At 71.2% G+C, this 26,318-nt stretch carries 26 protein-coding genes; 16 read left to right on the plus strand and 10 right to left on the minus strand.

What is annotated here, in order from left to right; all coding sequences use genetic code 11:
- Positions 1-20 precede the first annotated feature (20 nt).
- Positions 21-1,112 (minus strand): FUSC family protein, encoded by a 1,092-nt coding sequence (locus tag FHG10_RS13435; RefSeq protein WP_227488252.1) that lies wholly within the window; start codon positions 1,110-1,112, stop codon positions 21-23.
- Positions 1,113-1,305: 193 nt separating this feature from the next.
- On the opposite strand from FHG10_RS13435, the gene FHG10_RS13440 reads away from it, so the two are divergent.
- The 3 genes from FHG10_RS13440 to FHG10_RS13450 all read left to right on the plus strand — a co-directional run bounded on the left by FHG10_RS13440 (position 1,306) and on the right by FHG10_RS13450 (position 4,088).
- Positions 1,306-2,907, plus strand: a complete 1,602-nt coding sequence (locus FHG10_RS13440) for a purine-cytosine permease family protein (RefSeq protein ID WP_152353847.1) — start codon at positions 1,306-1,308, stop codon at positions 2,905-2,907.
- 304 nt (positions 2,908-3,211) lie between these two features.
- Complete coding sequence (locus FHG10_RS13445) at positions 3,212-3,874, plus strand: isochorismatase family protein (RefSeq protein WP_152353848.1); 663 nt, start codon at positions 3,212-3,214, stop codon at positions 3,872-3,874.
- On the plus strand, positions 3,858-4,088 hold the full coding sequence (locus FHG10_RS13450) for a DNA-binding protein (protein WP_152353849.1): 231 nt from the start codon (positions 3,858-3,860) through the stop codon (positions 4,086-4,088). The genes FHG10_RS13445 and FHG10_RS13450 overlap by 17 nt, the downstream gene beginning before the upstream one ends.
- A gap of 96 nt (positions 4,089-4,184) precedes the next feature.
- Here FHG10_RS13450 and FHG10_RS13455 read toward each other — a convergent pair whose 3' ends face one another.
- Complete coding sequence (locus FHG10_RS13455; RefSeq protein ID WP_152353850.1) at positions 4,185-7,292, minus strand: LamG-like jellyroll fold domain-containing protein; 3,108 nt, start codon at positions 7,290-7,292, stop codon at positions 4,185-4,187.
- 232 nt (positions 7,293-7,524) lie between these two features.
- Between FHG10_RS13455 and FHG10_RS13460 the strand changes: the two genes are divergently transcribed.
- Positions 7,525-8,214 carry a DUF5701 family protein gene (locus FHG10_RS13460; RefSeq protein ID WP_227488253.1) on the plus strand — a complete coding sequence of 230 codons (690 nt, stop codon included), beginning with the start codon at positions 7,525-7,527 and terminating at the stop codon, positions 8,212-8,214.
- A 110-nt stretch (positions 8,215-8,324) separates the two neighbouring features.
- On the opposite strand, the gene FHG10_RS13465 is transcribed toward FHG10_RS13460, so the two are convergent.
- The 3 genes from FHG10_RS13465 to FHG10_RS13475 all read right to left on the minus strand — a co-directional run bounded on the left by FHG10_RS13465 (position 8,325) and on the right by FHG10_RS13475 (position 10,970).
- Positions 8,325-8,864, minus strand: coding sequence for a class I SAM-dependent methyltransferase (locus FHG10_RS13465; RefSeq protein ID WP_193636317.1), 540 nt, complete (start codon positions 8,862-8,864; stop codon positions 8,325-8,327).
- A gap of 190 nt (positions 8,865-9,054) precedes the next feature.
- Complete coding sequence (locus FHG10_RS13470) at positions 9,055-9,513, minus strand: HIT domain-containing protein (protein ID WP_152353852.1); 459 nt, start codon at positions 9,511-9,513, stop codon at positions 9,055-9,057.
- Between the two features lie 98 nt (positions 9,514-9,611).
- Positions 9,612-10,970, minus strand: coding sequence for a CoA transferase (locus FHG10_RS13475; protein WP_152353853.1), 1,359 nt, complete (start codon positions 10,968-10,970; stop codon positions 9,612-9,614).
- Between the two features lie 80 nt (positions 10,971-11,050).
- Here FHG10_RS13475 and FHG10_RS13480 point away from each other — a divergent pair, with 80 nt between their 5' ends.
- The 4 genes from FHG10_RS13480 (at position 11,051) to FHG10_RS13495 (ending at position 13,379) form a co-directional block, all read left to right on the plus strand.
- Positions 11,051-11,542 carry an acetyltransferase gene (locus FHG10_RS13480; RefSeq protein ID WP_152353854.1) on the plus strand — a complete coding sequence of 164 codons (492 nt, stop codon included), beginning with the start codon at positions 11,051-11,053 and terminating at the stop codon, positions 11,540-11,542.
- A gap of 150 nt (positions 11,543-11,692) precedes the next feature.
- Positions 11,693-12,142 carry a pyrimidine dimer DNA glycosylase/endonuclease V gene (locus FHG10_RS13485; RefSeq protein WP_152353855.1) on the plus strand — a complete coding sequence of 150 codons (450 nt, stop codon included), beginning with the start codon at positions 11,693-11,695 and terminating at the stop codon, positions 12,140-12,142.
- Positions 12,143-12,208: 66 nt separating this feature from the next.
- Positions 12,209-12,748 (plus strand): DUF488 domain-containing protein, encoded by a 540-nt coding sequence (locus tag FHG10_RS13490; protein WP_152353856.1) that lies wholly within the window; start codon positions 12,209-12,211, stop codon positions 12,746-12,748.
- A 76-nt stretch (positions 12,749-12,824) separates the two neighbouring features.
- Positions 12,825-13,379 carry a hypothetical protein gene (locus tag FHG10_RS13495; RefSeq protein ID WP_152353857.1) on the plus strand — a complete coding sequence of 185 codons (555 nt, stop codon included), beginning with the start codon at positions 12,825-12,827 and terminating at the stop codon, positions 13,377-13,379.
- Between the two features lie 51 nt (positions 13,380-13,430).
- Here the strand turns inward: FHG10_RS13495 and FHG10_RS13500 are convergent, their stop codons facing one another.
- Together FHG10_RS13500 and FHG10_RS13505 are read right to left on the minus strand one after the other, a co-directional pair.
- A complete protein-coding gene (locus FHG10_RS13500; RefSeq protein WP_152353858.1) occupies positions 13,431-14,156 on the minus strand; it encodes a class I SAM-dependent methyltransferase in 726 nt (241 codons plus the stop codon).
- A 37-nt stretch (positions 14,157-14,193) separates the two neighbouring features.
- Positions 14,194-14,742, minus strand: coding sequence for a hypothetical protein (locus FHG10_RS13505; protein WP_152353859.1), 549 nt, complete (start codon positions 14,740-14,742; stop codon positions 14,194-14,196).
- Positions 14,743-14,831: 89 nt separating this feature from the next.
- Here FHG10_RS13505 and FHG10_RS13510 point away from each other — a divergent pair, with 89 nt between their 5' ends.
- The gene (locus FHG10_RS13510) at positions 14,832-15,818 is read left to right on the plus strand and encodes a phosphotransferase family protein (RefSeq protein WP_152353860.1); all 987 of its coding nucleotides are present in this window, start codon (positions 14,832-14,834) and stop codon (positions 15,816-15,818) included.
- 257 nt (positions 15,819-16,075) lie between these two features.
- Here the strand turns inward: FHG10_RS13510 and FHG10_RS13515 are convergent, their stop codons facing one another.
- Positions 16,076-16,810, minus strand: a complete 735-nt coding sequence (locus tag FHG10_RS13515; RefSeq protein WP_193636318.1) for a MerR family transcriptional regulator — start codon at positions 16,808-16,810, stop codon at positions 16,076-16,078.
- Between the two features lie 123 nt (positions 16,811-16,933).
- Between FHG10_RS13515 and FHG10_RS13520 the strand changes: the two genes are divergently transcribed.
- The 5 genes from FHG10_RS13520 to FHG10_RS13540 all read left to right on the plus strand — a co-directional run bounded on the left by FHG10_RS13520 (position 16,934) and on the right by FHG10_RS13540 (position 21,916).
- On the plus strand, positions 16,934-17,983 hold the full coding sequence (locus FHG10_RS13520) for a DoxX family protein (RefSeq protein WP_152353862.1): 1,050 nt from the start codon (positions 16,934-16,936) through the stop codon (positions 17,981-17,983).
- A 146-nt stretch (positions 17,984-18,129) separates the two neighbouring features.
- A complete protein-coding gene (locus tag FHG10_RS13525) occupies positions 18,130-18,759 on the plus strand; it encodes a DUF3159 domain-containing protein (RefSeq protein ID WP_227488254.1) in 630 nt (209 codons plus the stop codon).
- Positions 18,756-20,624 (plus strand): S9 family peptidase, encoded by a 1,869-nt coding sequence (locus FHG10_RS13530; protein ID WP_152353864.1) that lies wholly within the window; start codon positions 18,756-18,758, stop codon positions 20,622-20,624. The genes FHG10_RS13525 and FHG10_RS13530 overlap by 4 nt, the downstream gene beginning before the upstream one ends.
- A 136-nt stretch (positions 20,625-20,760) precedes the next feature.
- A complete protein-coding gene (locus FHG10_RS13535) occupies positions 20,761-21,558 on the plus strand; it encodes an NAD(P)H-dependent oxidoreductase (protein ID WP_264674031.1) in 798 nt (265 codons plus the stop codon).
- Positions 21,491-21,916, plus strand: coding sequence for a GNAT family N-acetyltransferase (locus tag FHG10_RS13540; RefSeq protein WP_193636319.1), 426 nt, complete (start codon positions 21,491-21,493; stop codon positions 21,914-21,916). Before FHG10_RS13535 ends, FHG10_RS13540 begins: the two co-directional genes overlap by 68 nt.
- A 25-nt stretch (positions 21,917-21,941) precedes the next feature.
- Here FHG10_RS13540 and FHG10_RS13545 read toward each other — a convergent pair whose 3' ends face one another.
- A complete protein-coding gene (locus FHG10_RS13545; RefSeq protein ID WP_193636320.1) occupies positions 21,942-22,784 on the minus strand; it encodes a carbon-nitrogen hydrolase family protein in 843 nt (280 codons plus the stop codon).
- Positions 22,785-23,228: 444 nt separating this feature from the next.
- Between FHG10_RS13545 and FHG10_RS13550 the strand changes: the two genes are divergently transcribed.
- Positions 23,229-23,411 (plus strand): hypothetical protein, encoded by a 183-nt coding sequence (locus FHG10_RS13550; RefSeq protein WP_152353868.1) that lies wholly within the window; start codon positions 23,229-23,231, stop codon positions 23,409-23,411.
- Between the two features lie 88 nt (positions 23,412-23,499).
- A complete protein-coding gene (locus FHG10_RS13555) occupies positions 23,500-24,678 on the plus strand; it encodes a phosphotransferase family protein (RefSeq protein ID WP_193636321.1) in 1,179 nt (392 codons plus the stop codon).
- A 20-nt stretch (positions 24,679-24,698) separates the two neighbouring features.
- On the opposite strand, the gene hutH is transcribed toward FHG10_RS13555, so the two are convergent.
- Positions 24,699-26,276: a histidine ammonia-lyase gene (gene hutH / locus FHG10_RS13560; RefSeq protein ID WP_152353870.1), complete on the minus strand. Its 1,578-nt coding sequence runs from the start codon at positions 26,274-26,276 to the stop codon at positions 24,699-24,701.
- Between the last annotated feature and the right edge of the window lie 42 nt (positions 26,277-26,318).

The raw sequence follows: 26,318 nt of genomic DNA on the forward strand, positions 1-26,318 counted from the left end.
AGCACCCTATGCGGAGCCCATCAGGCCGCGCCGAGGCGCCCGGCCCTCCGTCGCTCGAGGGCGACGGCCAGCAGCACCGTGCCGATGCCGACGACGGCGCCGATCGCGGACTCCGAGACCCTCGCGACGAGCAGCGAGGCGACCGGCCGCGGGCTCGCGAGCTGCACCATCAGCAGCGCGAGCGGAGTGATGAAGACGAGGGCCAGCGAGTAGTTGCGCAGCACGAACATCTCGGCGAGGAACTGGAAGAGGATCACCCACACCAGCAGCTGCCAGGGCTGGCTGGGGAAGGACAGCAGGAACGCGGTGACGCCCACGCCCAGGGCCGTGCCCACGATGCGGTGCAGACCGCGCTCGATCTGCAGGCGGCGCCCGGGAGCCGAGAGCGGGACGACGGCAGCGACCTGCGCCCAGTAGGGCGAGGGGATCCCCGTGAGGGAGGCGATGATGCCGCTGACCAGCGCGGCGAATCCGTAGCGGGTGAACTCCTGGCGGCGCATCGCCGAGGTGATGCCGGAGGTGTCCGGGGCGGCGGCATCGACGTTCGCCTCACCGGTCCAGCGGGCCAGGAACCCCAGCAGCACGCACCACGCGGCCGCCGCGCCCGCGATGAGCAGCGCGAGCCAGAAGGGAGCGGCCGACGGCGCGCTGGAGACCGCGGTGATCGCGAAGACCGGGAACACGGCGCCGGTGGGCCGCAGTCCCTTCACCATCACCATCACCGAGCCGATCGCGGCGGCGAGCGCGCCGCCCAGCGTGGTGAGGGCGAGGTGCGTCCCATGGCCCAGGACCCCGGCGGCCGCCAGCTGGGAGAGCAGGGCGCCGATGCCCACGCAGATCGTCAGCAGGATGCCCACGCGCACGTGGTGGCGCACGCGGATCGCCGTGGGGACGTAGCGCGCGTAGATCGAGGTGAAGCCGCCGAAGGAGGCGAACATGGCCCACTGGATGTGGCCGCTGAGCAGCAGGATCACCAGCGGCGCGGCGAGCGAGAGCGCGATCCTCACGGCCGGCGCGAGGTCCGCCCGGCCCGGGCCGAGGGTCACCATGCTGCGGGCGGTCGAGGACAGCTGACCGCCGAGGGAGCGGGGATCTGGGAAGGAGGAGCGCACGGCTTTCCACGATAGGACGACCGACCGCCTGCGGTCCCGGGTGTCCCGCCGATTGCCTGCAATCTCTCACGCCCCGTCCCAGGTGGGATGATGGGACTCCCCCGTACCCGGTCAGGCCTTCCGGCCGACCGGGCGCGCGCACCCCGTCCCTGCAGCGCGGTCCGTCCGCGTGACCACACACCTGGAGGCGACGATGTCGTCCGCAGATCCCCGTCCCGTCGGCCCGTCCGACCCCTCCACCGTCGGCCCGACCGGCTCGAGCGGCCCGACCGGCTCGAGCGGCCCAGCCGGCCCGACCGGCTCGACCGGCTCGACCGGCTCGACGCTGATAGAGACCACCGGCATCGAGATCATCGCCGAGTCCGAGCGCACCGCCAAGCCGCACCAGCTGTTCTGGCCGTGGTTCGCCGCGAACGTGTCCGTGTTCGGGATGAGCTACGGCGCGTACGTGCTGGGCTTCGGCATCTCGTTCTGGCAGGCCGTGATCGTCTCCCTGATCGGGATCGTCGCGAGCTTCGCGCTGTGCGGGCTGATCGCGATCGCCGGCAAGCGCGGCAGCGCACCCACGATGGTGCTCTCGCGCGCGGCCTTCGGCGTGCACGGCCAGAAGCTCCCGGGACTGGTCTCGTGGCTGACCTCGATCGGCTGGGAGACGATGCTCGCGATCTCCGCGGTGCTCGCCACGGCCACCGTCTTCCAGGCGCTCGGCCTCGCCTCCGGCACGGCGGTGCTGGTCATCGCGACCCTCGTGATCGCGGCGATCATCGTCACCGCCTCCGTGCTCGGGTACCACACGATCATGCGGATCCAGTCGGTGCTGACCTGGGCGACCGGCGCCATGACGGTGCTGTTCATGCTGCTCACGATCCCGCACATCCACCTCTCGACGGTGATGGCCGCCCCCACCGGCGACGTGCAGAAGATGATCGGCGCCCTGGTGATGGTGATGACCGGCTTCGGGCTGGGCTGGATCAACATCGCGGCCGACTGGTCCCGCTACCAGCGCCGCTCCACGTCCGACGGCGCGATCATCGCCTGGAACACGATCGGCGGCTCCGCGGCCCCCGTGGTCCTCGTGGTCTTCGGCCTCCTGCTCGCCGGCTCCGACGCCGACGTGATGGCGAAGATCGGCGACGACCCGGTGGGCACGCTCGTCACCCTGCTGCCGCTGTGGGCGCTGATCCCCTTCTGGATCGTGGCCGTGCTGACCCTGGTCTCCGGCGCCGTCAACGGCATCTACTCCTCGGGCCTGACGCTGCTGAGCCTGGGCATCGGGATCCCCCGGCCCGCCGCCGCGTTCGTGGACGGCGCGATCCTCACCGCGGGCACGATCTGGGTGGTGTTCTTCGCCGGCAGCTTCATCGGCCCCTTCCAGAGCTTCCTCATCACGCTCGGCGTGCCGATCGCCTCGTGGGCGGGGATCCTCATCGCCGACGTCCTCACCCGCCGCACCGACTACGACGAGCAGGCCCTGTTCGACGCCCGCGGCCGCTACGGGGCCGTGGACTGGACCTCGATCGCGACGCTCGTGGTCACCTCCGTGCTGGGCTGGGGCCTCGTCGTGAACTCCTATGCGGCCGACGCTCCCTGGAACAACTGGCAGGGATACCTGCTCGAGCCGCTCGGCCTGGGCACGCTGGTCGAGGATCCGTCGGGCGCGTACTGGGAGGGCCCGTGGGCCTACTCGAACCTGGGCGTGCTGCTCGCGCTCGTGCTGTCCTTCGCGATCGCGATGGTGTTCCGCCGCCCGCGGATCCGCCAGCAGGAGGTCGGCCTCACGCGCCGCGCGGGGTGAGTACGGCGCGGGGTGAGCACGACGCGTAGTCATGCGTCGGGTCACCGCGAATATGACCGGTCACCCGACCTCTGACTACGCGTAGTGCACGGGGCGGCGCGAGAAGACTGCGCGGCTCCGCGAGTGGCAGCGGCGCGCGACGCCAGCGGGAGGTTCGGTGGGACTCGGCGGCGGCTCGGCGGGATGCGGCGTTGATCGCGCCGTGGGCCGACCGCCGTGGCCGCGCGTCCGCGTCATAGTCTGGGCGTCCGGATCGACGGCGGGCGGACGCCCGCACGGACGCCCACACGGACGAAGGAGTCCCATGACCTCGCACGACGCGACCCCAGCACCCGACGCCGCGCAGTCGCTCGGCTCCGACGACCGCGCTTCCGCGGACGACCACGCCGCCGCCCCCTGGCTCGTGGTGGTCGACCCGCAGCGGATCTTCGCCGACCCGGCCTCGAAGTGGTCCTCGCCGTTCTTCGACCAGGCCATGGAGCGCATCGCCCTGCTCGCGGCGCACGTGGGGCCCGAGCGCACCGTGGTGACCCGCTGGCTGCCCACGGCCGACCGCGCCGGCTCCTGGGGCGCGTACTTCCGCGCCTGGCCGTTCGCCGACGTCTCCGCCGAGGACCCGCTCTACGACCTGGTCGGTGCGGCGCAGGGCCTGTCCTCGCACCTGAGCGTCGACGCGCCCTCCTTCGGCAAGTGGGGCGACGGGCTCGAGGAGGTCGTGGGCCCGCAGCCCGAGCTGCTGCTCACGGGGGTCTCGACCGACTGCTGCGTGCTCTCCACCGCCCTCGCCGCGGCCGACGCCGGCGCGCACGTGCGCGTGGTGACCGACGCCTGCGCCGCCTCCAGCGGGGAGAACGCGACGGCGGCCCTGCACGTCATGGGCCTGTACGCGCCGCAGATCGAGCTGACGACCTCGGCGGAGCTCCTGCAGGGCGCCGCCGGGCCATGGCAGGGTGAGGCGCAGGACTGACGCGGGCAAACAGGTCATGTGCGGGCACTGCGGCGGCAGCCAGTTCCGCGTGCGACGGGTGCTGCTGAACTCCGGCACCTCCGAGCTGTTCGGCTTCGCGGCCTTCAGTCCCGAGGCGATCGCACTGGCCTGCGTGCAGTGCGGCAAGATGCAGGAGTTCGAGGACGGCCGCGTCGAGCTCGTCGCCGCCGAGCAGCAGCCGGGCGGGAAGTGACCGGCCCCGGCTGCGGCGAGTAGGCGCTTCGATGTCTCCCAGTGAGGTCTCGACGCCATAGAGGGCGTGAGGTCTCACTGGGAGACATCGAAGGCATCAGTGGCGGCCGTGGCCCTGGCCCTTGTCCTTGCCGTGGCCCATCCCGTCGCCCTTGCCCTTCCCGGGATGGCCGCCGTCGTCGTCCTGGGCGGTGCCCGTGCCGGTGAAGACGCCGTACTGGACGATCCCCTCGGAGAGGTCGTTGGAGGAGCCCTTCAGAGCGACTTTCCGCGCCGCCTTCCTGTCGGCCGCGGCGGCCTCGGGGTCGGCCTGCTTCCCGTCGCCCACCCGCGAGACGTCCCGGGTCACGGCGAACCAGCCGTAGGGCTTCCCGTCCTCCAGTCCCTTCCAGGTCACGCGGGCGTCCTCGCCGGAGCCGTGGACCACCTCACCGATCGCGTCGTCGGTGGGGGTGACGCCCATCAGCGCGTCGGTCGTGAACGCGGTGGTGCGGCCGTCGAACTGGACGGGGACGCGGAAGTCGTCCTCACGGCCGTCGTACCGCCCCTTGGTGTCGTACTCGCCCGCCCCGAACTCGTCGAGGTACGGGGAGAAGGTGTCCACGGAGACCTCGCCCCTGTCCAGGTCGAACTGGAGGAGGCGGAAGAAGCTCGCCCCGAAGCGCAGCCCGGTGTCCTTCCCGTAGCCGCCCTCCTCGGTGAGCCCCAGCTGGTCGGAGCCGACCTCGTAGAACTGGTAGTCGGCCAGCAGCTCGGTGACGTCGTTGCCCTTCTCGCCCACGTCGCGGCGCACGCTGATGCTGACGCCGTGCTCGTGGCCCGAGAGCACCAGGTCCGCGTTCGGGCTCTTGGAGAGCACGCGGTCGTGGATGATCTGGCCGTCGGCCGAGAAAGGACCGCCCCGGCCGTCGGGCGAGCTGCTGGGCTTGTTGTAGGCATGGGTGAGGACGATGCCGTTGCGCGTGGGGTACTTCGCGAGGATCCCGGCGGCCCAGTCGGCCTCCTCCTCGCTCACCGAGTAGCCGAGGTTCACGGTCACGAAGTCCTCGCCGCCCGCGCTGAACAGGTTGTAGGAGTTGGAGTTGTCGCCCTCCTTCCACGGGTGGTACTCGGCGCCCTCGGCCTTCCACGAGTCCTTCTGCTCCTGCGCCTCATAGCGCTCGGGGCCGAAGGTCTCGTTGAACAGGGACTCGTCGGTGCCGCCGAGGCTGTCGTGGTTGCCGGGGATCACGGCGTTGGGGATGCCGGTGTCCTCGAGCTTCTTCTGGGCGCCGTCGGCGAAGACCATCTCCTTCTCGGGGACGGAGCGGTCGGTGGCCCCGGAGTTCCAGGACTCCACGACGTCGCCGGTGTGCGCGACGAAGGCGACCTTGCGCTCCTCGCCGTGCTCGGCGAGCCAGCGGTAGGAGTCCTCGTAGGCGTTCGCCCACTCGGTGCGCTCGGCCGCGGTGGGCCGGGAGGTCGCCCCCTGCGAGAGGTACTGGGTATCGGTGATGTGCATGAGCGAGAAGTCGTAGTCGTCCGGGTCCTCGAAGGAGTCCTGGACCGGGGTGTCGAGATCGTCGGCGAAGGGATCCGTGCCCAGCACGAGCGTCCTGATGGTGCCGTCGTCGTCGTTCGCCTCGTCGGCCGTCGCGCTCAGCTCGACCTGCCCGTCGGAGGAACCGCGCGCGGAGTCGAGCACCTCGTAGCGGCCGGTCTCGGTATTCAGGGCGAGCAGCTGCACGGCCCGCTCGGGGTCGACCTCGCCGCGCCACAGCAGGCTCTGCCCGGCCTCGGTGAAGGGGATGTCGCTCGCGAGCGCCGGGATCTGGTCGGTCGCCGGGGTCTGCAGGGTCTTCCCGTCCGACGGCTGGAGCGCATCGTCCACGCGCTTCGCGCCCTTGAGCTGCACGTCCCCCGCGACGCCGTCCTTCTCGTCGAAGGCCGAGGCGGGGATCGTGCCCAGCTGCGCCTTCTTCGCGGAGGAGACGTCGCCCTCGAGGAAGGTGGTGCGCAGCGAGGCGCCGGTAGGGCTGGTGGCGCGGGCGGTGAGCTCCGCGGAGCCGCCACCGCTGGACTGGGCGGTGCCGCCCGCGGTGGGGATCGAGGTGGAGGTGAAGGCGGTCGAGCCGGAGACCTTCGCACCCAGGGAGTCGGTGCCGGAGTACGAGATCGCGTGGGTGCCGGCCTTCAGGCCCGGGCCGATCTCGTCGCCGAGGGCGATCTGCGTGCCGTCCAGCTCGTAGGTGAGGTCGCTTGCGAGCAGGTCCTCGTTCTCGACGGTGCCCTTGAACGTCGTCGGGCGGGTGAGCTGGTCGCCGGGCACGGGGCTGGTGAGGGTGAAGGCGGCCTGGTCCTCGGTGCGCGTGCCGAAGACGTCGGCATAGCGGGCGGTGACCTGGTCGGCGCTGAGCGCGCTCGAGTAGATGGCGGCGTTCGCGACGCTCGTGGTGCCGTGGAACTGGGGCTTGCCGCTCGCGTTGGTGTCGGCGCCGAGGAAGAACTTCCGGGCGGAGTCCTTCGGGGCCTTGATGGCCGTGCCCTTCGTCGGCGTCTCGGCGACCTTCTTCCCGTTGAGGTAGAGGGCAACGGTCTTCCCGTCCCAGACGCCCACCGCGTGGTACCAGACGCCCTGCTCGATCTTCGTGCCGGCGCCGTAGTAGGTGCCGTCCACGTTGACCATCATCTTCAGCGTGCTGCCGTAGGCGGTGAGCGAGTAGCCGCCGGCGTCCTTGGCGCCGCAGAAGTTGCCCGTCTCCTCGCCGTCGCCCGCGCCGAGCGGGGCGTCGAAGCGCACGGTGCACTCCATGGTGATGGCCTTGGCAGTCCTGTCGTAGCCGTCGGCGAAGTCGTAGCCGATCGCGTTCGAGCCGTCGAAGGAGGTCACGTCGCGGCCGAGCGCGTGGTCGGATGCGGTCTTCGGGGCGTCGCCGAAGACGCTCGCGGCGCGGCCGGTGGCATCGTCCGTGCTGCCGCGCGAGGGGTCGACGTCCAGGACGTCGGGCGCGGGGACCGTCGCGTCCGAGCTCGGCAGGGGCGAGCGCGCGCCGGGCTTCGAGGGCGCGGGGTTCGCGGGGGCCGGGTTCGCGGGGGCCGCGGCCGACGGACCGGCGGCGAGGGGGCCCGCGGGCAGCGGGGTCGAGGAGGCCATCGCGGGACACAGCCCCAGGGAGAGGGTCGCGGCGAGGGTGAAGGTCGTGGCACGCCAGGGCGTGGTGGTCACGGGGGCTCCTTGGGGATTCTCGGGGAGAGGGATCTCGCCGGACGCTAGGGAGCCTGGGGGACGGGGGCGTGGCCTGCGGGCGTCACGTTCGCGGCCGCTCGGGGGCCCGACGATGACGCGCGGGCGAACCCGAGGAATAGTGAACGGACCTGCGCCGTTGCACAGTGCTCGGACCAGCGGGGGCGCTGCGCGCCCCGGAGCCGGTGAACACGGATGTCGGAATGGGGAAGCGATGATGACGATCCGCGCGCAAGCGGACCACCTGGTCGATCTGGGCCTCGCCGAGCTCGCGGGCACGACGCCCGAACGGCTGCGGGAGCTGGCCACGGGGCTCGAGGCGGAGGCGTCGAGGGACGGTGCGGCGGCGTCGGGGGACGGTGCGAAGTCGCAGGGAGACCATGCGGAGTCGCAGCCGGTCCTCGCCGTGCACCCGTCCCTCGTGGATCCGCGCCGACTCGTGGGCCTCCTGGAGCGCGCGGGCAAGCCGGGGTTCGTGGTCGTCGACATGACGGACCTGGACGAGTTCGTGCCGCTGGACGGGCTGGACGTCCCCGACGCCCCGCTCTACCTGCTCCGCGATGTGCGCCGGGGCGACGAGATGCGCAACCGGTCTCCCGACGAGGCGCTGCCGAAGATCACGGGAGAGGGCCGCAGCCCGCTCACGATCAGCGAGGGCATCAGCTGGCTGCTCCAGCAGCCCGCGCAGCTCGAGCCCGGCAGCTGCTTCATGTGCATCGGCTCCCGGCGCCCCAAGAGGAGCGGTCGCGGAGGGCACGATGCCCGCACGCCCGCGCTCTGGATCAGCGGCGGCACGGGACGCGACGGCGCGGCGAACACGGGCGCGCCGAAGCTCGGCTGGTGCTGGGCGGGCAACCGCCACACCTGGCTCGGCTTCGCCTCGGCCGCGGGGCGCGCGGGCTGAGGCGGACGACTGCTCGCGGCGGCCGCTTCGGGGACCGCGTGCCCGGTGAGCGGCCCGTCGTGCGCGAGTCGTTCAGCCGGCGAGCGGGGCGGCGGCAGCTCGAATCCGGTTCACTCCACCGTCCCCACGAGGCGTACCTCGTCGGCCGTCGAGCGGTCGCTCCATGAGACGTCGGCCGGCCACTCGGCGCGCTCCGCGGCCGCGTCGGTGACCGCCGCGCCGGCGACGATGACGACCCGTCCGCCAGGCACCAGTCGACGTCGGCACTCGCGGTTCCACGCGAACCGGTCCTCGCGCCGCGGCAGGCGGACCCAGACGCTGGCGATCACGTCGAAGCGCTCGTCGGGACGGAGCGGGATCGGCAGCTCGGCGAGGTCGGCCGTGATCGCGCGGTAGTCGACGCCGACGGATCGGGCGCGCTCCCGGGCATCGGCGACGGCGGAGGGGACGAGCTCGAGGCCCGTCACCGTGTGGCCGAGCTCGGCGAGCCAGACGCCGTTGCGCCCGTAGCCGTCTCCCGGGCAGAGGATGCGCAGGGGCCCTGCGGGCAGGCCGTGCTCGATCGGGTCGCTGAACACCTCACGCACGAACGGCGTGGGCTCCTCGCCGAACGGCCTGCGGTGCTGCGCGTAGCGGGTCTCCCAGTCCACGTGCGGCTCCTCGGGTGGTCGGCGGCGGGACGGCGACGTCAGCGCCAGCGGGCCGGCGCCAGCACGGGCACCAGCACTGACACTGGCACTGGCATCGGCACTGATCGACTCGACCTCATCAGATGTTCCGATGATGCCCGACCCGGGCCGCGGAGACGTTCCCGCGGGAAGGTCATTTCACGCGGATGTGTCAGAACGTCGGGCGCTCTGGGGTCGCAGGGGTCGCAAGCGTGTCGGTGAGCCGGGCGCGGATGTCGCCGCGGACCTCGTGCTGCGACAGGCTCGTCGGCCAGGTGTCGAGGCCGTCGGCCGGCCATCGTGGCACGACGTGCATGTGCAGGTGGGGCACGGACTGGCCCGACGCGGGACCGCTCGCGTTCAGGACGTTGACGCCGTCGGCCCCGAATGCGCCGGCCATCGCGCGTGCGACGCGCTGGACGAGATCGACCACGGCGTGCAGGGCGCGCGGGGAGGCGTCGTGGACGCCGACGCAGTGCTCGGCGGGCAGCACGAGGGTGTGGCCGGGCGCGAGCGAGCTGTCCGGAAGGGGCAGCAGGGCGACGGCGGCCGCCCCGGGCTCCCGCGACACCCATGCGGCGGTGCCGCGATCCCCGAGGAGCCCGCAGAAGAGACAGTCGTCCTGGTCCATGGTGGGAGCCTGTCAGCCGCGGCGGGCGCTGTCATCCGGATTCGCACGGCGCCGTGCGCTGAGAACCCCGCGCACACGCAGCATGCATGCTGGCCCGCTCACCGCCAGGCCGGCGTCGCCGCCCCGTACTGCGTGATCGCCCCGGTCAGCGAGATGCCGTCGAGACGTAGAGGTGCCGGGACCGTGCGGATCCTCCCGTACGGGGTCGCCTGTTCGAGGGTCGCGAGGGGTTCGGTCGGGTCGGGGTCGGTCGGATCGGAGTCGGCCGGACCAGGTCGACGCGGGTCGTGCGGCGCTGTCGGCCGCTCCATCAGTTCACGAGCCGCGCCGACCAGGCTGGCGCGGACCACGCCGCCGCGCCCGTCGGCCAGGAGATCGAGGATGCCGGCCGCGAGCACGTTCCCGGTCGCATGGTCGAGGGCCTGGACGGGCAGCGCACCGGGCTTCCGGTCCAGAGGGACACCGTGCACCGGGTCGCTCGCTCCATCCGCTCCGCCGTTCCCGCAGACGTCGGCGATTCCGGTGGCGGCCTGGACGATCGAGTCGAAGCCCGCGCGCTCGCCCCACGGGCCCACCTCGCCCCAGGCGGAGAGCGCGCCGATCACGAGATGATCGAAGCGTTCACGCAGGTCATCCAGGGCGAGACCGAAGCGGCCCAGGGAGCCGGGTCGGTAGCCGAGCACGACGACGTCGGCCGATCGGAGCAGGCTCTCGAGGACCTCGCGCGAGGCGGAGAGATCGAGCTCGGCCGAGCGCTTGCCCATGCCGCTCGCGAGGTATGCGTCCCTCAGCTCGGGCCGGTGGGGCGGGTCGATGCGCAGCACATCGGCGCCGAGGCACCCGAGCAGCTGGGTGGCCATCGGCCCGGCGACCACACGCGTGAGGTCCAGGACGCGCACGCCCGCGAGCGGCAGCGGGGACGAACTGTCGCGGGGCCGGATCATGCGGCCGACGGGCGGGTCCTCGCGCTCCTCGCCCGGGTCGATCCGGCGCCAGGGGACGTCGTGCATCGCGCGGGCCTGCGGATGCGCCGCCCAGTCCTCAGCGGTGCGCACCGGGGTCGCGATGCCGCCCTCGGCGAGAATCCGCTCGGCGGCGTCGGCGGCGGGGAGCCGGCGGATCGCGGCGGCCGCGCCGTCCCTGTCCTCGGCGCCGAGGGCGCGGCGGATCGCCGCCTGGTGGTGCGGATAGTTGCCGTGCAGGCGCACCCAGCCGTCGTCGGCCGCGAAGAAGCCCGAGAGCTCGCCCCATGCCTCCACCGGACGGCCGTCGACGCGCAGGTGGTCGATCGCCGCGAACGAGCCCGCGACCAGCGACGGCGTGGTCTCGACGGGGACGTCGAGTCCGCGCACCCGAGCAACCCTTCCGGCGGCGGAGGCGGCCTGCCGGACGGCGTCCATCGCGAACGCGGGGACGTCGAGCGGGCCCGACCACGCGGGAATCGGCGACGTGTGCATGCCCGGAGCCTCGCACATCCCGCGTCGGCTGCTCTTCAAAGAGCTCGCCGGCGCCCGCGCGGACCTGGCAGGCTCGAGGGGTGGAGAACCTGACCATCCGGCCGACGATCGGCGCCGCCGAGTACCCCGTCCTCGTGGAGATCTGGCGCAGCGCCGTCGAGGCCACGCATGATTTCCTCGCCCCTTCGGATCGCGAGGAGATCGCCGCGCACCTGCCCGGCGACTACCTCCCGGCCGTGGAGCTGAGCGTCGCCGAGCGCGACGGCCGGCCCGTCGGCTTCTCCGGCGTGAGCGACGGCGAGCTGCAGATGCTCTTCGTCCATGCCTCGGCGCGCGGCAGCGGCGTGGGCTCGGCCCTCCTGCGGCACGCGATCCGCTCGCAGGGCGTCACGCGGGTGGACGTCAACGAGCAGAACCCGCAGGCCGCGGGCTTCTATGCGCACCACGGGTTCGAGGTCGCCGGGCGCAGCGAGAGGGACGACGCCGGCCGTCCGTATCCGATCCTGCACCTGCGGCTGGCAACACCCTGGCAGCTCACGGCGCCGGAGGGTGGTCCCAGCACACCGCACTGATGCGGCGGGGCTCGAGGCACTCATCCGCCGCGGCACCGCGGGCCGCTCGTCCTGACTCACGGCATCGCCGACAACGGACCGTTCCGCGCGGCCCCGCGCGAGATCGGGCGCGGTCAGGTCGGGCACGACCCGACGTGCTTGGATCGAGGGATGCGACTGTGGAGCCTGCACCCGTCCCTCCTGGACCGCGCCGCGCTCATCGCCGGCTGGCGGGAGACGCTGCTCGCGCAGAAGGTGCTGGCCGGTGGCACGAAGGGATACACCCGCCACCCGCAGCTCACCCGCTTCCGCGCACACCCCGAGCCGCTCGATGCGATCGGCGCATACCTGGTGGGGCTGCGCGAGGAGGCGACCGCCCGCGGCTACCGCTTCGATGCCACGCGGATCCTGCAGCCCGGCGACCCGTCGGCCCTGCACGCGACCGCGCCGATCCCCGTCACCACCGGACAGCTCGAGTTCGAGCTCGCGCACCTGCGCCGCAAGTGCGAGGGCCGATCGCCCGAGTGGCTCGAGCGCCTTCCTGCCGACGGCGAGGTCCCTGCCGCGCACCCGCTGCTGAAGACGGTGCCGGGGGACGTGGAGGCGTGGGAGGTGCGGTGACCCCTTCTGCCCCGGACCTCCCCTGATCATCTGCCGGTGCCACGATCGCGGTGCCATCCTGGATGCATGTCCTCGCAGCTGATCACCCTGGGCCACGGCACGCTGTCGCGGGACGAGCTCGCCGCGCTGCTCACGGACGCGGGCATCCAGCGCCTCGTCGATGTGCGCCGCTTCCCCGGCAGCCGCGCGAACGAGGCCGCCGCGAAGGGCTCGGTGCCGGAGATCTGCACCGAGGCGGGCATCGCCTACCGCTGGGACGAGCGCATGGGCGGCAGACGCCGCCTCACGAAGGACGAGGACAACGCCTCGCCGGATACCTGGTGGCGGGTCCCGGCCTTCCGCGCCTACGCCGCGTGGACCCGCTCCCCCGACTTCCGCGCCGGCGCCGCCGAGCTGCTCGAGGACTGCCGCACGGCCCGCACCGCGATCATGTGCTCCGAGGCCGTGTGGTGGCGCTGCCATCGTCGGATCATCGGCGACGTCATGGAGCTCGAGCACGGCGTCGAGGTCCTGGACCTCATGCACGACGGGTCGCTGCGGCCGCACGAGCCCAGCGAGGGAGCGCGGCTCGACGAGGACGGGCACGTGGTCTGGGCCGGGACCTGACGCCCCGCAGACCGCTCCCGGCACGCGGCCCCGGGCCCGGGCCCGAGCAGCGCGGCCACCGATCTACGCTGTGCGCATGGAGCTGAACTGGGCATCTCTGGCGCCGGTCGTCCTGAAGGTGCTGATCACGCTGGGCGCATTGCTGTGCGTCTGGGCCACGGTCGTCATCGTGACGCGCTGGCGGGATCGGCCCTCGGTGCGCCGTCTGCCCCACGAGGCCGTGCGCCGGCGGATGCCGGTCTTCGTGCCGTTCGCCGGGTTGATGATCTTCCTGTTCGGAGCGCTGATCGGCCTGGTCGGGACCACGCAGGACGCCGACCCCGAGAACGGCCGGCAGATGATGATCGCGGGCGGAGCCATGATGCTGCTCGGGATCGTGCTGCTGGCGCTGTACGTCGTGGTCTACGTCGAGTCGACGGGCACGGCGTTCATCATGCGCGGCCCGCTGGGGCGCACGCGCACGATCGCCTACGAGGACATCACCTCGATCAGGAAGACGGTCTCCGGCCGGATGCCCATGATCGACATCCGCAGCCGCACGGGCGAGCGCATCCAGGCGGGCCCCGTCTTCTTCGAGTGGTTCCACTACGAGCAGTGGCAGGCGGAGCGGGAGCGACGCGCGAGAATCTGAGTCCGTGCCTGCCCGCGCCCTGCAGCGTGCGCGTGCACCGTCGACAGCGCGTCACGAGTTCGTGCCACGACGCACACATACGACATTCCCGCCGAACTCGCCCGACTGGACGATGACGTCGAGTCCGTGGCGCTCCAGCTCGCGGCGGAGGGCATTGGGCTTCAGATGACGGCGCACGGGAGCGAACCACGTCCGGTCCAGGAGGCGTGCTTCCTCGGTGTCACGAGGACTCGGCGTCCAGACGATCCCCGTGTGCGGGTCGTACCTGTCGTCGCCGTACTCCCTGCCCGGTTCGAACATCGCCGTCGTGAGGATGAACAGGCCGTCAGGTTCCAGCCATCGGTGCACGCCGTCCAGCACTGTGGACCGGTCCTCATCGGCGACGACGGACTGCAGGCAGAAGCAGTCGACGGCGTAGTCCACCGTTCGACCGGGACCGGCGCCCCGGCAGACGTCACCGACGTCGAAGACGACGTCGAGGCCGCGTTCCGACGCGCGTTCGCGCGCCATCTGGATCGCATCGGGGACGAGGTCCATCGCGTGGACCGCATACCCGCGCGACGCCATGAAGCACGCGGCTCCACCCGTGCCGCACCCGTACTCGAACACCGTGCGGCCATCGCCCCGTTCCGGCAGCTCGCGCTCGAGGAACTCACGCGCGGCGAAGTGCTCGTACCCGCGCGCACCGTCCTGAGCATAGAGGTCGTTCCACTGGTCCAGGCCCTCCGCACGGATCCGCGCATAGGCCTCGACGTGCTCCTTCTCGTAGTACTTCATGCGTCCTCCGGTCGGTCTTCGCAAGTGACATGCCCGCTCACCCGTGAGAGTCGGAGTCCGATTGGTCCGGCCGTTCTGCGTGCGGGGAGAAGAGCCGCACCGCCCGGTCGGTGATCGCGAGGGTGTCCAAACCGGTGCAGTTCCGGCGCTGGTAGCGGACACCGTCGATCACCAGGCCCTCGCCGGGGTGGGCGGCGAACCCCGGTGTCCTCGCGTCGCTCCGCCGACCGTCCATGTCGACGCTCAGGAAGTCCGCGCTCATCGACGTCAGGCGGGCCGTGAACCCGATGCGACGCTCGTCAGGTTCGAGCGCTCCCGCCGGGAACGTCCTCTCGCGGATATCGATGCTGACTCGGCCGGGATCCTCCGGCAGCGGGAGCACCGGGCTCACCGTCTCGCGGGCCATCGTGCGCCGCCGCGAACCCCGGTCGTACCAGCACGCACTGCTCGTCTCTCCCGCGCGCGGGACCACGAACCACCATTGCAGCTCGTCGCACACCACCGACTGCGCAGTGTTCTGCTCGAGGACATCGATGCGGACCTCGGGCAGCGTCTCAGGGAACGCGGCAGGCGTGACGATGTCCATGCCGGGACCCTAGGGCCGGCACAGCGGGCGCGCACGGTCTTTTCCCGTCGCAAGAACCGCGGCTGAGCGGTTGCTGCAGGATAGTCGGCATGGACGGTCACGACGACGCGGCGAACGCTCCGGTGCTCCCGCAGATACTCGAGGCCGCTGGGCTCCCGACGACCGGTCGCTTCCGTGAACGCTCGGGCTGGGTGAGCCGAGCCTGGGTCGGAGACGAGTACGTCGTCCGCGTGAACACCGACCCGAGGCATCACGACGCCTACGGCCACGAAGCGCGGGTCGTCGGCATGCTCGCCCGCACGGACGTCCCGCATGCCCGGCACATCGCCCACGGCCAGGGGCCGGATGGGCCCTGGTACATCTCGGAGCGTCTTCCCGGTGTGCCCCTCCATGAGGCGTGGTCGACTGCCGACGTCTCCACGCGGCGCATGATCATCGAGAGCCTCGGGACTGCGCTGCGAGCCCTGCACGGCGTGAGCGCCCCCGAGGGCCTTGTACCTCCGTGGCTCGAGAAGGCGCTCGACGGCGGGCAATGGCCGGCATTCCACCCGCCGGTCATGGGCTCCGCGCTCCGACTCGTCGAGGACGCGCGCGCCGCACCGGATCACGACGCCGGACTCCTGTCCGAGGTCGCCGCGCGATTGCAGGACGCGCTGCCTCTGTTCGCCGCCGACCGCCCCGTGCTGGTCCACGGCGACGTGCACGGATCCAACGTGATGGTGGAGAACGGCCGGGTGACAGGCCTGATCGACTTCGCCGAGGCGCTCGCCCAGCCAGCCGATGCCGAGCTCGACACGATCCTGCGCTGGTGTGCGAGGCCGACCGAGTTCCCACCCGTTCCCGGTGCCGGTGGCCTCACTGCGGCGTCCCTTCGCGAGGTGCCCGTCTGGCTTCGCGGCACCTATCCGGAGCTCTTCGCGAGCACGCGGCTGCGCGCTCGCCTGGAGCTCTACGACCTGTGCGTCGACCTCGCGATCTGCGGGCACCATCCGGAGCCCGGCGCCCGCCGGGCCGCGCAGGATCGGATCGCGCGCCTGCTCACGGGCCGGAGCCACCTGGCAGGGCTGGGGCTGTAGCGCGGAGCCGCAGCCCTCACCCCAGCCGCTCCACGGCCTCCTCGACCGCCGCGAGCACCGACCCGTGGGCCAGGATCTCCTCCGCCAGGCGGGCCGATCATGTTCGACTGGCACCACTATCCGCGGTGGCAGGCGGAGCGTGAGCGGCGGGCCAGAGTCAGCGGCTGGTCGTGGTGCGAGTCCAGCTGCGCGAGGCTCGCGCGCGACGCGCACGAGCGCCCCGCACCCTCCCGTCCCCACCGCTCCAGATGCCGGTGCTACGACACCTCGTCGCTCAGGAGAGTGTTCACCCGTGCCAGGACGTCGAGCTGCGCCGGCCGATAGAGCTCCTTGAGGGCGACCCCGATCGCCTCGCGCGCGATCGGCCGCTGGCGCCCCGAGGCCAATGCGGGCGCCACCAGCTCAGGGTGGTCGGAGTAGATGCGGCGAATCACATCGACCAGCTCGGTCGCGACCTCGGCACGCCGCTCAGGGCTCGCCGCGTCGTCGATGTCCGCGAACGCCACGAGCGCGGCATCCCGGGGCGCCGAGTCGTGCAGTGCGTTCCACGACTCGAGAGCGTCCGCGCGGAGCACGCGTGACAGGACCTTCATGAAGTCCTCGTCGGCGGGCGAGAGCTCCTGACCATCGCCTTCCCCCTCGGGTCCGTCCTCATGGGCTTTCAGCTCCTGACGGATGCCGGCCCTGATGGCCTGGAAGCGCAGGATGGCGCGCTGCGCCTCGTCGTCGAGGCGGCGCAGGGTGGTGAGATACCCCGCCGAGGCCGAGCCGGAGTCCACGCTCAGGTCCATGGTGCGGATCTCGCTCAGCGGTGCGCCGAACTCGACGAGGCGGCGAATGTGCAGGAGCTGGGTCAGGTGGCTCACGCCGTAGCTCTTGTACCCGTTGGTGCCACGGGGCGGCTCGGGAAGGAGACCGATCTCGTGGTAGTGCCTCACGGTGCGCAGCGTCGTCCCCGCGAGATCGGCGATCTCCTGAGTGCTCCACCCCATGCGCCCCACTCCCACATCACCCGGTCTGGACCATGCCGTGACGGCCAACTCTACCGGCGGGCCACCTCCGGGATGCTCTCCATCGATCGGCATCCCGCACCCGAACCATCAGGAGCTGCCGCCGTGAACCACCCGACCCTCCTCCCGGATGACACCGACACGGGCACCAGCCGCGCGGAACAGGTCGGCAGCGGACCGCCCGAGCCCTCACGCCATGTGCTCCTGTGGCGGCTGCACGGCGCGACACGCCTCCTGCTCGCGGTCATGCTGCTGTTCAACGGAGTCATCAAGCTGGGACTCTGGCAATTCGGCCACCCTGACGTGGGCGAGGCGCTCATCGCCCTGGGAGAGATGAGCCCCATGGGCCTGCTCTCCCGCATGGTGGGCTTCTCGCCTCTGTTCCAGCTCCTCGCCGGGCCCGCCGAGGTCGGCGCATCCGTCGCGCTCATATGGCGACGCACGGTGGTGTTCGGCGCCCTCGTGTCGACCGCCTCGATGACGTTCGTCCTCGTGCTCAACCTCGGCTACGACATGCCGGCGAAACAGCTCGCGATCGCCCTGCTGGTGATGAGTCTCGTCATTCTCGCACCCTGGGCGAAGCGGATCGTCGTGGCGATCATCGGCGACGGGCCCGTCCCGGCTGCGGTCCGGCCTCGGCTCTTCCGGTCCGAGCGCCCCCAGCGGCTCGCTCGTGCCATCGCACCCGTGACGGGACTGGTCGTCCTGATGGCGACCGGCCTCTCGGTCGCCGCCGCACAGCCCACGAGCTCGATCGACGAGTCCCTTCCCTCGGGAGTGTGGCGCGCACCCGCCGACGACTCCGCCCAGGGGTCGAGCTGGGAGGATGTCGCGCTCGGGAACATCCGAACCGACGGCGCTGCCACCGCGCAGGTCCGTCTGCGCGATGGATCCCTTCTCACCGGTACGTACGTGCGGGAAGGCAACACGCTCACCCTCACGCTCAGGCCCCTGCAGCAGCCGGGACAGTCGGCGCTCCAGTACGCCCGGACTCCCGCGGAGACCGTCGACCTCGCCGATGCAGCGGACGGCGACGATCGCCTCACGCTCAGCGGAGACCAGGACCTCGCGCTCGAACGTGACGCGAACGGGTCTCTGCTCTTCGACCGCGGGTTCACGTGGAAGATCCGGGCCGACGACCCCTTCGAGCGATGACTGCTATCCCACTGCCCGAGAGGACTCAGCGCCCACAGCCCTTGAGTGTGCCGTTACGGCATGCCGTTGCCTCTGTCTCAGCTCCTACAACCGCTGGAGGTCCGATGAGTACCCGACTCGAGAAGAACGAGCACACGACCCGCAGTGTGGTCGACCAGATGGGCGGCCCGCTGGGGCTGACGTACTCCGTTGTGCCGGTGATCGTGTTCGTCCTGGCGAACACGTTCATGTCGCTCACCCCGACCATCGCGCTGTCGATCACGGCCGGCGTCGGTCTGTTCGTCGTGCGCCTGGTGCGTGGCGAGCGAATCGTTTCTGCCGTCGGCAGCCTCGTGAGCGTCGCTGTCGCCATCGGGATCGTGATGTGGACCGGTTCCCCGCGCGATTTCTTCGTCGTGGGGATCTGGGCTTCCCTGGCCGGGTTCGTGCTGACGGCGGGCTCGCTCCTGGCGCGACGCCCCGTATCAGGAGTGATCTGGAATGCCGTCCACGGTGGGCGGAACAACTGGCGTGCACACCCCGGTGACCTGCGCGCCCATGACATCGCCACCGCGTTCGCCGCGCTGGTGTTCGGCGCCCGGTTCGTGATCCAGCAATGGCTGTACGTGCAGTCGAACACCGGGGGCCTCGGTATCGCACGCCTCGCGATGGGCACCCCGCTGACGATCCTGGCTGCGCTCCTCGTGGTCTGGGCCTTCCGACGCAGCACCACCAGCATGCGCGCCACCACCTCGCCCGCCTCCGACGACCGTCGCCCCGAGAGGACGCTCCCATGACCGCCCCCGCACTGATCCCCACCGAAGACTTCTTCCGTCTGCCCGATCGCACCGGGTTCACGATCTCTCCGGATGGCACGAGGATCGCGTTCCTCGCGCCGTGGAGGAACCGGCTGAACGTATGGATCCAAGACCTCGAGGGCGACTCCCCTCCCCGATGCGTGACCGCCGACGAGTCCCGCACCGTCTCCCGCTACCAGTGGACCGACGATCCTCGGTGGCTGCTCTACCAGCAGGACGATCGGGGCGACGAGAACTGGCACCTCTACCGTATCGACCTCGAGGACCCGTCGGCCCCGACCGTCGATCTCACACCTTTCCCCCACGCCACCGTCCAAGGGCTTGAACTGCGCCCGGAGTCCCCGGGCCGTGCCCTCCTCCAGCTCAACGAGCGCGACCCTGCGGAGTTCGACCTCTACGAGCTCGACATCGCCTCCGGAGAGCTGCGAGTGCTCGCCCAGAGCCCGGACCCGGGGGCCACGCATGTCCTGGCCGGGGACGCGGTACTCACCAAGAGGCAGCATGCCGACGGGACATGGGAGCTCTGGCACGGGGATCACCGCATCGCCGGTTTCGACGGCGACGCCTACCCCATCGGCGTCCACCCGTTCGAGGCGACGCCCGACGGCACGGGCATCTGGTTCGGCTCGTATCGGGACACTGACCACATGCATCTTGCGCGGCTCGACCTGGATACGGGCACGGAGACCGAGATCGACCGGCACCCGACCTGCGACCTCGACACCCGCGGACAGATCTTCTCCGGCGTGCCTTCGCCGCTGATCCGCGATCGGCGCACCGGAGAGCTCCTGGGCGTGCGCTACCAGGGGATGCGGATGGATGTCCACGCACTCGAACCACGCTTCCGAGAGGTGCTCGACGAGATGCGTGCACTCTGCGACGGCGATATCGGCGCAATCTCCAGCGATGCGGAGAACCGCAGGTGGATCGTCTCCTTCCTGCACGATCGCGATCCGCAGACCTGGCTCTACGACCACCGCACGCGCACGGGCCGGCGGCTCGCGCGGACCGCCGGACACCTCGACCCGGAGCTGCTGGCGCCCGTGCAGGAGACGGAGATCCCCGCTCGCGACGGCCGCCTGCTCCCGGCCTACCTCACCCTTCCCCGTGGCGCAGGGGCAGATAGCCCGCCGCCGATGGTCCTCATGCCCCACGGAGGGCCGTGGACGAGAGACTGGTGGGGGTTCGACGCGACGGTCCAGCTGTGGGCGAATCGCGGCTACGCGGTCTTGCAGCCCCAGTTCCGCGGTTCCGCAGGGTTCGGGCGCGACCACATGGAGGCGGCGGTGGGAGAATTCGCCGGCCGCATGCACGACGACCTCCTGGACGCTGTGGCCTGGGCGGTCGCCCATGGCCATGCCGATCCCGAGCGCGTCGGCGTCTTCGGCGGCTCCTACGGCGGCTACGCGGCCCTGGTGGGAGTCGCCTTCACTCCGAACGTGTTCGCAGCCGCCGTGGAGTACGTCGGCGTCACCGACCTCGCGGACTTCATCCGTTCAGTGCCCGAGTACGCGAGAACAGGCCTGACGAACAACTGGCTGCGCTACGTGGGCGACCCCTCCGACCCCGAACAGGAGGCCGACATGCTGGCACGCTCACCGATCAGCCGCCTGGATGACATCCACGCACCGCTGATGGTGGTACAGGGCGCGCACGATGTTCGTGCGCGGCGCACGCACTCGGACACGATCGTCGAGAGCTTGCGCGGCAGAGGAGTTGACGTGGACTACCTGGTCTTCGACGACGAGGGCCACTTCATCGTCAACCCTGAGAACCTCTTGACCATGTTCCGCGCCGCGGAGCGGTTCTTCGCGACCCATCTCGGCGGGCGCGTTGCGGACTGAGGACAGAAGGCCCTCGGCGGACCGAAGCCGGGTGCCCGAAAACGGCACGGGACGATGCCCCGACTCTCACCCTGACCATTATCGCGAAGGAACCACCATGATCAGTCATTGTCCGAAGCCAGGGACCGCTCTGTGGGTGAACGCGAACCCACGGAAGGCGTCTCTGAACGACCACCTCTTCCAGGCCGGCGTGCGCGAGCTCTCCAGAACTTTTGACGTCCACACCTCGGACCTCTACGCGCAGGGCTTCGACCCTGTCCTGTCCGACCGTGATCTCGGAGAGTTGGCGGAGTCCACGGGGAACATCGGCATTCTCGCCTCCCGGGCCCATGATCGCGGACTACTCCCCGAGGAAGTGCGCGAAGAACAGGCGAAGCTCGCGGCCGCCGAGCTTCTCGTACTCCAGTTCCCGCTCTGGTGGTACGGGCCACCGGCGATCCTCAAGGGCTGGATTGATCGCATTTTCCTGGCGGGCTTCGCCTTCGGCGACCTTGATCCGGATCTCGGCGTACCTCGGCGGTACGGAGACGGCGGCCTGGCTGGACGCAGAGCGCTGATCATCGTGACCGCCGGTGAGGACGAGCGCACGCTCAGCTCACGCGGTGTCAGCGGCGATCTGGACTCGCTACTGTTCCCACTCGCCCACGGCGCACTCTGGTACACCGGTATCGCATCACTCCCACTCCACGTCGTCTACGACGCCGAGAGCTTGAGCCGCGAAGAGGGCGACCGGGAAGCAGATCGCCTGCGTGGCAGATTGGCCCGGATAGCGCAAGAACCACCACAACTCTATCGGCGGCTGCGCGACGGAGACTATGCCGGAACGCGCGCATTACGAGAGGATCTACTGCCGGGGCGGACGGACCTTGGTATTCACGTCGCCCCGCCGAGCGACCCCGCACGCAACGACCGGGAGTGCACACCAAAAGCGTAGTCCAGACAGCATTTCGAGGTTCATCGCGGACGACGGGGAGCAGATCGCCGGGTTCGCGCTCGCCACGGCGCCGGGCAGCGGCCAGGCCACTGACCCGGAGGACGCCGCAATCATCGGGCTCCTCGCGACCCACCCGCGCTGTCAGGCCCAGGGACTCGGCCGCACGCTGCTGCGGGCGATCACCAGCGAACTCGTCGATGCGGGCCATGCCCGCGCCGTCCTCCATTCGCTGCTCGACAACCGCTCGGCGGTCGCGCTCTACGAGAGCGAGGGGTGGACACCGATGGGCCCGGAGTGCGAGCATTCGCTGCTCGAACGCCGTACCCGGGCATTCGTCCGCGACCTCACGAAGCTCTGACGAGCCGGGCTGTCCTCCCGCCCTGTCAGTTGGCACCGATCATCGAGCGTCGCCAGTCCCGAGCCCCGTTCTCCGGCCGCGCACCGACACTGCTGATCACCAGGTCAGGACGCTCCTCGCGGTCACACGTCGCAATCCATCCGCCGGTGGCCGAGATGATCCCTGCGGGTGAGACCGGCGCGTTGGACGTCGGCACGCTGTATCCGATCGCGAACCCCTGGTGACGCGCCGCGACGCGCGCCGAGCTGCTGAGCGTCTCCGCCTCGGCAGGGTCTCCCGGTCCCTGGGTGGAGAACAGGACGACATCGACGCCGAGGTCCTCGTATCCGACGAAGATGTCCTCGAAGAGCACCTCGAGCCCTGAGGCGATGCCGAAGGTCACGCCGTTCTTCGTGAACGTCGCTGGCCGATCGCCCTGCTCGTAGAGGTAGGCCGCCTTGGAGCGCGACAGACGCCTCTCGTCGTATCGCACGACATCGCGCCCGTGCTCGTCGATCGCGAGGATGCTGGTGCTGGGCCGCCCCGCTTCGTTGCGCGTCTGGGCGCCGATCACGACGGAGAGCGCGAGCTGCCGGGCAGCTGAGCGGATTCCCGCCAGTGCCGTGTTCAGCGCGTCCCACGGGTACGCGGACCAGTCGGCCTCACCGAGGTCTGGCGCCCTGTTGGAGAGGGAGCGCTTGTCCGGGAAGCAGAGCGCTGCCTCGGGGAACTGGATGATGTCTGCGCCGCCTGATCGGGCGCGCCGCATGAGCTCTCGGATCTCGCGTGCAGCAGCCTCGAAACCCTCGATGTCGAAGGGATCGTGGCGCGGCGTCGTCTGGGCGACGGCGAGTCGGATCTGCGGATCTGCGGTGATGTCTGAGTGCACGGTGTCTCCCTGATCTGAGCGGACGTGCCGGAGAGCAGACGTGTAGGACTCACCCGTACGAGCCATGCGGCGTCGCACGTGCTTCTTGAGTGATCGATTGGCTGTCATCCGGACTCCCGCGTGCCCCCGGCTCGTTCCCCAGCAACTGCACCGGATGGCGCGAGTGTTCGTCGACAGCGCCCGGAGACTGAGTCCCTTTGCCCCGGAGAACCGATGGTGCGGTGGGCTCGCGCTGGGGGCGAGCGTTCGGGGTTCGGCATTGGGCATGCCGTGTGAGCGTCACCGAATCACACAAGACCGGACAGCGCAAGACCAGCAGTCGCCTCCGCCCTGCTCGGTGAGCTTCTCGCTCCTGGGCCATCGCCGTACTGCGAACGCTCCGACACGCCACGTATTGTCGGCGATCCGACCCGCACCCGGCACAACTCACTGAAGATGGTCGACATGGACGATCACGACCTCGACAACGCGGAGGCCCAGCTGTCCTCCCTGCTGCACAAGTGCGAGTCCGTGCTGCGCAACAGCACTCTCAGTCCGTCGAGACGATCGATGATGACCCGTCGCGTCGAAGCGCTCCGCACGGCTCTCTCCCTCGTGGCGGACGCGCGGGATCGCAGCGGGAGCTAAGAGGCGACCGCGAGATGGTGGACGCAGCTCGCCTTCCTCGAGACGTACCTCGATGATCCCCGCGCACCCCACCACTAAGCTGAGCCCCGTGCCCGTCCACCCGCTCACCGCTGAGCGCCTCGAGACGATCCGCGCCGCGCTGGCCCGGATCGCCGGCGGCGATATCCACGTCGTGTCCGTGCGCCATCTGGGTCATGACTGGGCGCCGGTCTCGCGAGTGGTCCTGGATCGCGATGTCCCGGGCGTCGGCTCGAGCGTGGTGGTGAAGACGCGCCGGGTCGACGGACCCGGCCACGGCGGCCCGGCTTTACTCCGCCGCGAGGCCGCGGCGCTGCGCACCGCCGCCGCGAGCGGCGTCAGCGCCCCGCCGATCCTCATGGACGACGCCGCGGGCGTCGTGCTCCAGAGCGATCTGGGCGCGTGGCCCACGCTGCAGGAGCATCTGCTCGGACGCGATCCTGCGGGGGCCGCGCAGGCGATGACACAGATGGGGACCACCGTCGGCCGGCTCCATGCTGCGACTCTCGGCCGCGACGCCGAGCATGCGCGGCATCTCGCCCCTCTCGGCTCCGACGTGACGACCGGCGAGGTCTACACCTATGGCATGGAGGCCTGGGACGAGATCGCGCACGCCTGCGCCGCCACGGGGCTGCCCGCGGGCGACCGAGCGCGAGAGGAGTTGGCCTGTCTCCTCCGGCGGTCGGCGCGCCCCGCCTGCGGCAGAGTGCTGATCCACGTGGACCTGAATCCGACGAACGTCCTGATCACGCCCGAGGGAGCGAAGCTCGTCGACTTCGAGGGCAGCCGCGTCGGGCATCCCGGGATCGATGCGTGCTTCCTGCACTACCCGTTCCCCCACCACAGCGCGCCCTGGGCCGTTCTGCCCGAGGGCGTGACCGCAGCCGCCGCAGCCGCATACCGCGCGGCGCTGGCGGCGGGCGGCGCGGAGCGCATCCTCAAGCACCACGATCAGATGCTCGCCGACGGAGCAGCGGTCGTGCTCATCGAGCGGCTGCGCAGGCTGCCGCGCATCGCCCAGGCGGATCAGACCCCCGAGGACGCGCGGCGCCGACGCGGCCAGATGGTGCAGCAGATCCGCGCGTTCCTGCGGATCGCGGACTCGTCAGAGGAATTGGTCGCGCTCCGGGACTGGCTGCGGGAGCTCGCGGACACGATGACCGCGCGGTGGCCCGAAGCGGAGGATCCTCCGCCGCCGCTGTTCCCGGTCTTCGCCGCGGATCCCGACGTGCCCGGCAGCGGGACCTGACGCACCCCGTCTCCGCCGCCTCACCCCAGCTTCCCCACGACCCCCTCGACCGCCGCGAGCACCGACCCGTCGGCCAGGATCTCCTCCGCCGCGGCGATGTCGGGCGCGAGGAAGCGGTCCGGGCCGGGCCCCTCGACCCTCTCGCGCAGCACCGCGATCGCCGCGGCCGATGCCGCAGACGGCGCGAGCGGCGCCCGCAGGTCGATCGCGCGGGCGGCCATGAGCAGCTCGATCGCGAGCACGCGGCGCAGGCAGTCCACGGAGCGGCGCAGCTTGCGGGCGGCGTGCCAGCCCATCGACACGTGGTCCTCCTGCATCGCCGAGGACGGGATCGAGTCGACGCTCGCCGGCACCGCGAGGCGCTTCATCTCCGAGACCAGTGCCGCCTGCGTGTACTGGGCGATCATGAAGCCGGAGTCCACGCCCGGGTCGTCGGCCAGGAACGGCGGGAGGCCGTGGGAGCGGGACTTGTCGAGCATGCGGTCGCTGCGGCGCTCGGAGATCGAGGCGAGGTCGGCGGCGACCACGGCCAGGAAGTCCAGGACGTAGGCGACGGGCGCGCCGTGGAAGTTGCCGTTCGAGGTGACCTCGCCGTCGGCCAGCACCACGGGGTTGTCGATCGCGGCGGCGATCTCGCGCTGGGCGACGGTGCGGGCGTGGGCGATCGTGTCCCGAGCACCGCCCGCGACCTGCGGGGCGCAGCGCAGTGAGTACGCGTCCTGCACGCGCGAGCCCTCGGCGGCGACGTCCGCGATGATCGGCGAGCCCTCGAGCAGGGCCAGGATGTTCGCGGCCGACGCCGCCTGCCCCGGGTGCGGTCGCAGCGGCATGTGCAGCTCGGGGCGGAACACGCTGTCGCGCCCGCGCAGGCCCTGCACCGTGAGCGCCGTGGTGAGGTCGGCGATGCTCACGAGCTCCTCGAGGTCGGCGAGGGCCATGAGCAGCATGCCGAGCATGCCGTCGGTGCCGTTGATGAGGGCCAGGCCCTCCTTCTCCTCGAGCAGCACGGGCTCGATGCCCGCCTCGGCCAGCAGCTCGGGCACGGGGCGCTCGATTCCGTCGGCCCCGCGGGCGCGCCCCTCCCCCATCAGCACGATCGCGCAGTGGGCGAGCGGCGCCAGATCGCCCGAGCAGCCCAGCGAGCCGAACTCGTGGACGATCGGCGTGATGCCCGCGTTCAGCAGCGCGAGCATCGTCTCGAGCACCACCGGGCGCACGCCGGTATGGCCAGTGGCCAGGGTCTTCGCGCGCAGGAGCATGAGCGCGCGCACCACCTCGGGCTCGACCTCGTCGCCGGTGCCGGCGGCGTGGGAGCGGATCAGCGAGCGCTGCAGGGCGTGGCGCATGGACGGCTCGATCGAGGTGTCCGCGAGCGCCCCGAAGCCGGTGGAGACCCCGTAGACCGGGGCGTGGCCGGGGGCGGCGAGCGCGTCGATGTGGGCGCGCACGCGGGCGACCTCCTCGCGGGCGGCCGGGTCGAGCTCGACCCGGGCGCCGCGGCGGGCGACGGCCAGGACGTCGGCCGGGGCGAGATCGCTGCCGGCCAGGATGATGGTCTCGCGGGGATCGGCCGACGGGGCGGCGGGGGCTGTGGTCATCGCGGAAGGGGTCCTCTCGTGCGGGGCGTCGGGGGGGGTCGG

The sequence above is a fragment of the Brachybacterium subflavum genome, from assembly GCF_009299795.1.
In the GTDB taxonomy this organism is placed as follows: domain Bacteria; phylum Actinomycetota; class Actinomycetes; order Actinomycetales; family Dermabacteraceae; genus Brachybacterium; species Brachybacterium subflavum.

Coding starts and splice junctions, on each gene's coding strand:
- FHG10_RS13475 (WP_152353853.1), bottom strand. CDS start 10,970: ATGCACACGTCGCCGATTCCCGCGTGGTCGGGCCCGCTCGACGTCCCC.
- FHG10_RS13495 (WP_152353857.1), top strand. CDS start 12,825: ATGGAGCTGAACTGGGCATCTCTGGCGCCGGTCGTCCTGAAGGTGCTG.
- FHG10_RS13530 (WP_152353864.1), top strand. CDS start 18,756: ATGACCGCCCCCGCACTGATCCCCACCGAAGACTTCTTCCGTCTGCCC.
- FHG10_RS13510 (WP_152353860.1), top strand. CDS start 14,832: ATGGACGGTCACGACGACGCGGCGAACGCTCCGGTGCTCCCGCAGATA.
- hutH (WP_152353870.1), bottom strand. CDS start 26,276: ATGACCACAGCCCCCGCCGCCCCGTCGGCCGATCCCCGCGAGACCATC.
- FHG10_RS13550 (WP_152353868.1), top strand. CDS start 23,229: ATGGACGATCACGACCTCGACAACGCGGAGGCCCAGCTGTCCTCCCTG.
- FHG10_RS13485 (WP_152353855.1), top strand. CDS start 11,693: ATGCGACTGTGGAGCCTGCACCCGTCCCTCCTGGACCGCGCCGCGCTC.
- FHG10_RS13490 (WP_152353856.1), top strand. CDS start 12,209: ATGTCCTCGCAGCTGATCACCCTGGGCCACGGCACGCTGTCGCGGGAC.
- FHG10_RS13470 (WP_152353852.1), bottom strand. CDS start 9,513: ATGGACCAGGACGACTGTCTCTTCTGCGGGCTCCTCGGGGATCGCGGC.
- FHG10_RS13515 (WP_193636318.1), bottom strand. CDS start 16,810: ATGGGGTGGAGCACTCAGGAGATCGCCGATCTCGCGGGGACGACGCTG.
- FHG10_RS13445 (WP_152353848.1), top strand. CDS start 3,212: ATGACCTCGCACGACGCGACCCCAGCACCCGACGCCGCGCAGTCGCTC.
- FHG10_RS13500 (WP_152353858.1), bottom strand. CDS start 14,156: ATGAAGTACTACGAGAAGGAGCACGTCGAGGCCTATGCGCGGATCCGT.
- FHG10_RS13440 (WP_152353847.1), top strand. CDS start 1,306: ATGTCGTCCGCAGATCCCCGTCCCGTCGGCCCGTCCGACCCCTCCACC.
- FHG10_RS13505 (WP_152353859.1), bottom strand. CDS start 14,742: ATGGACATCGTCACGCCTGCCGCGTTCCCTGAGACGCTGCCCGAGGTC.
- FHG10_RS13460 (WP_227488253.1), top strand. CDS start 7,525: ATGATGACGATCCGCGCGCAAGCGGACCACCTGGTCGATCTGGGCCTC.